The organism is Candidatus Aquicultor sp. (assembly GCF_054640775.1).
Window position 1 is genome coordinate 1 of the sequence record NZ_JBTSLF010000197.1, and the last position, 4,390, is coordinate 4,390.

Sequence of the window (4,390 nt, forward strand, 5' to 3'; positions counted from 1 at the left end):
GACCGCAGCAATTCTGCAACAGGTGAAAAGCTGGAGTTGGACATGAACACCATCCCTGACCGCATGCGACAGGCGGGGTTTCAGGGATCAGACAACGCTTTGTATTATGCTTTAGCCCACGTCTATAATTTTGGCCCGGACAGAGAAATGCCGGATGATGGAGCTGGATCTTTAGCCATCTTAAATACTCAGAGAGACGAGATTTACAACTGGTTTGATAACGAGATAACCAAGGTTAAGAACATTTTAAAAACGAACCCCCAAGCCACAGTAACGGCTATAACCAATGATGGACGAGACCGGTGTGGATTTCGGTTAGGCCCTGCGATTACGGATAAATTAAAAGAGTTTGGAGACCGAGTACAGATGGGGACAATCCTTCCTGAAAGTGAGTATTAAGCTTTGGAAGGACAGGCCGCCAACGGACAAGCAGCCGAGGCTTATCAGTCCGTGGAATCGGAACTTGAAACCGCCAGCCGGATCAACAATCTGGTCAGCCTGCAGGCTTAATCAGTCTATATAATCATCAGTGGTAAAAAAGTAATGGCCGGATAGGACGCTATCCAGCCATTACCTCACAATTTCTCCAACCAGATCTATGGCACGCACCTTTCGAATACATTCAGGGCAGTAATCCCGATCCAAATGGACCTCCAGAGATTTATCAACGCTGGCCTGGAAATACTCCAAAAAGGCCTTGAAGGCAAAAGGGCGTCCGCAAGAACGGCATTTGATCAACTCCAAACTTTTCTCGATATCTCCAGTCTCTTTCTTTCCGTCCTTCAATATCTCTAATAAGGTTTTAATGGGAAGCGGGCTGGTTTGCCCCACCGGACATAAAGAGGCCTGACACATAGTATGGACCAGATTTTCCAATCGTTCCAATTCGGTTCCCTCATGCTGATCCTCGGCAATAGCAGTTAATATTTGGAACATCTTTGGTAATCCCAGCCGGCAGGGGAAACAATGTCCGCAGGACATGGTTAGGCAGAATTTGATATAATCCCTAGCATTTTTTATCAATTCATCCCCATTATTCATCCTCTCCCCTCTTTTTCCGAGTGGTTCCCCGTTTTTTTTCATGAGCCACGGCTAACAAAAAACATAACAGCATCCGGAAACTTTTAAAAGCAGTTTTTTATTTTGCATTGAAAAGAATAACAGGAAAAATATTCTTGCCTTAACCATTAACAATTTCTATGATGGTATTTATAGATAGAAATGAAAAAGATGGGATATGAGAAAAGAAATCTATAGTCTTTGCTTTATGTGCTCCGTCCGTTGCCCGATCCAGGTGACGGTGGAGAACGGAAAGATCGTTTGGCTCCAGGGGAATCCTCATGTGCCGGGGATTGATGGGGCCATGTGCGCCAAAGGGTCCGCCGGGCCAGCCTTACAAAACGATACGGAGCGCCCTCAATATCCCATGATCCGCACCGGCCCCAGAGGTTCAGGGCAGTGGAAGCAGGTGACTTGGCAAGAGGCCCTAAATTTTATAACCGAGAAACTGAAAGAGATCATCCGGCAATACGGCCCCCAAAGTGTGGTCTGGGGAGAACGGGCCAATTTGATTACCGATCTGAGCAAGACTTTTATGAAGGCCCTGGGCTCCCCCAATCATTTCACCCATGAAAGTCTGTGTAAAGGCTCCTTGAATACGGCCTTCCGTTCACTGACCGGCTATCCGGACACCCGAATCGGCCTCGATTATAAAAATACGCACCATATCGTTTTATACGGCCGGAATATTTTTGAATCCCTGGAGATCAAAGCGGTCAATCAACTGATGGAAGCCCTGGATAAGGGGGCCAAAATGACTTATCTGGATCCGAGAGTCACGGTCACCGCCGCCAAGTCCCATCGGTATCTTCAGATTCGTCCGGGGACTGACCTGGCCTTCAATTACGCCTTGATACACGTCATCCTGAAAGAAAATCTTTACGACCGGGACTTTGTAAGCCGCTGGATTTCAGGTTTTAAGGAACTTCGGACTTTTGTTGCGCCCTATACCCCTGAATGGGCTGAGAAGGAAACCGGGATCCAGATCCAGCAGATCATCGACCTGGCCCGAGAGATGAGTGCCGTCAAACCGGCCGGCATCTTCCACTTCGGGTACCGCGCTTCCCATCATATCCATGAATGTTATTTCCGGCGTTCCATTATCATACTAAACGCCCTGATGGGGAATATCGAGGCCAAGGGGGGCTTGTTCATCAAAAAAGGGTTGAGGGATGTTGGGGTTAAAGAGGTTCGAAAATTAGCCGAAGGGGATTTCCCCAAACTCCAGGCCGAACGGTTCGATGGTGCCGGAAATAAAAAATTTCCCATCGTTGATCCGGGCAATGGAGTGGCTCAGATGTTCCCTTTGGCCGTCCTGAAGGGAGAGCCCTACCCGATCAAGGCTTTTTTTTGTTACCGCTTTGAACCTTTTCATTCCCTCCCGGATCAGAACCTGACTAAGAAGGCCTTTGAAAAACTGGACCTCATCGTGGCCATTGAGGTCAATTACAGTGAGACGGCCTGGAACGCCGATGTGATCCTGCCTGAAACCACCTATCTGGAAAGAACCGATCCGGTGCAGGTGGTCCAGGGCTTGAAACCTCAATTTTTTTTGCGACAGCAAGCGCTGCCTCCCCTGTACAACAGCAAACCAGGTTGGGAGATCCTCAAGGGATTGGCCGATCGTTTGGGAATAGGGGAGCATTTTCCTTTTAATACCATTGAGGAATTGCTGGACATACAGCTTCAAGACACCGGGGTGCATAAAGAGGACTTTCAAAAGAAAGGCTTTGTCGATTTTTCGAACAAAGAAATTTTCTGGGATCGAAAAGAAGGGATCGAGTTCAAGACCCCTTCAGGAAAGATTGAGCTGGTTTCCAGCCTATTGGAAGAAAACGGCTTTCCCTCTTTTCCCCCTTATCAGCCGGTGCCGCCTCCATCCGAGGGTCGTTTTAGATTAACCGTTGGCCGATGTGCGGTTCATACTCATGGGTCCACGGAAAACAATCCATACCTGAATGAATTGGTGCCGGAAAACCGGCTTTGGATCAACACCCAGGCCGCTCAAAGATCGGGCATCCAAGACGGCGACTTGGTCGAAGTGGCTTCCAGCCAGGGAAAGGAACGGATCAAGGCCTTGGTAACCGATTATATTCATCCGGAAGCGGTCTTTATGCTCCACGGTTTCGGCCGCCGGGTCCCGGCCCAAACCCGTTGTCTCAATCGTGGGGCATGTGACGCCATGCTTCAGGAGAATATCTCCGATCCGGTTGGAGGAAGCCCGGCGTTGCACCATACTCTGGTGACTGTAAGGCAGGTGATGAAAGATACATAAATACATAGAGACATAGAGACCTTTGAAAAATGTTCGATTTTGGTCAAGGTCAAGGAAGGCGAAAATTTCAACCGCAGGAATATATGAAATATTTCGAGGATTAAAATTTGAGTCTGACGTAGAGCTTAGGCAAAAGGGGATTTTTTTTTGCTCCCACCAGAAAGGCTGGTCCATTTAGCAGTCTAACGAGACCCCATTTTTTTAAAAAAGAGATGGGGATTTTTTTAACTATCTCTAATTGAGGTTCTTATGAAATCTTTAGTGCCGGTAGAGGTTATTGAGAAAAAGATTTTATCTATTCGTAGTCATAAAGTAATGTTGGATTCTGAACTGGCTGAGCTTTATGGAGTACCGACAAAAGTCTTAAAGCAAGCGGTAAAACGAAATATTAAACGTTTCCCGGATGATTTTATGTTTGCTCTTACATATCAAGAAGTTAGAAACTTGAGGTCACAAATTGTGACCTCAAGTCCATCCTCCTGGGGCGGGTCTCGCTATTCTCCAATGGCTTTTACCGAGCATGGGGTGGCCATGCTATCAAGTGTGTTGAACAGCGAAAGGGCCATAGAAGTCAATATATTAATCATAAGGGCATTCATAAAATTAAGGGAAATGATCGTTTCCCAGAAAGACCTGGTCCGACGATTGGATGATCTGGAGAAAAAGTACGATGGTCAGTTTAAGATCGTCTTTGATGCCCTTCGGGCTTTGATAACCCCGCCAGTCAAGCCCAAAAGAAAGATTGGATTTGATCTAAAGGAAAAACAGGCCCGATATGGTAGGAAGGGCATTCGGAAAAAATAACAGAGGTTGACTTTAACTGTTTGTTATGGTTTAAAATAGAGCAAATAGCCATTAGCACCCCGCTGTCAGGCTAAGCCTTTTTTAACGATTTTTTTCTGAATGCTGAGCGCTAATCGCTGACAGCTCTCAAACCCGAAAGGCAGGTCCATGAAGCAGTCCCCCAAGACCCCATTTCTTGAAAAAGGAGATGGGGTTTTTGTTTTGGGGGGATGATAGCGCCTTCAAATTGAAATTTCTTTTTTGGCAACTTAG

At 46.7% G+C, this 4,390-nt stretch carries 4 protein-coding genes; 3 read left to right on the forward strand and 1 reads right to left on the reverse strand.

Annotated elements, in window-relative coordinates; all coding sequences use genetic code 11:
* Positions 1-399 (forward strand): hypothetical protein (locus tag ACYC56_RS12575; RefSeq protein ID WP_461374521.1); only part of this gene is annotated, 399 nt, incomplete at its 5' end.
* Positions 400-570: 171 nt separating this feature from the next.
* On the opposite strand, the gene ACYC56_RS12580 is transcribed toward ACYC56_RS12575, so the two are convergent.
* A complete protein-coding gene (locus ACYC56_RS12580; protein ID WP_461374522.1) occupies positions 571-1,041 on the reverse strand; it encodes an NADH-ubiquinone oxidoreductase-F iron-sulfur binding region domain-containing protein in 471 nt (156 codons plus the stop codon).
* 196 nt (positions 1,042-1,237) lie between these two features.
* Between ACYC56_RS12580 and ACYC56_RS12585 the strand changes: the two genes are divergently transcribed.
* Both ACYC56_RS12585 and ACYC56_RS12590 read left to right on the forward strand, forming a co-directional pair.
* Positions 1,238-3,334 carry a molybdopterin-dependent oxidoreductase gene (locus ACYC56_RS12585; protein ID WP_461374523.1) on the forward strand — a complete coding sequence of 699 codons (2,097 nt, stop codon included), beginning with the start codon at positions 1,238-1,240 and terminating at the stop codon, positions 3,332-3,334.
* Positions 3,335-3,583: 249 nt separating this feature from the next.
* A complete protein-coding gene (locus ACYC56_RS12590) occupies positions 3,584-4,138 on the forward strand; it encodes an ORF6N domain-containing protein (RefSeq protein WP_461374524.1) in 555 nt (184 codons plus the stop codon).
* Positions 4,139-4,390 lie beyond the last annotated feature (252 nt).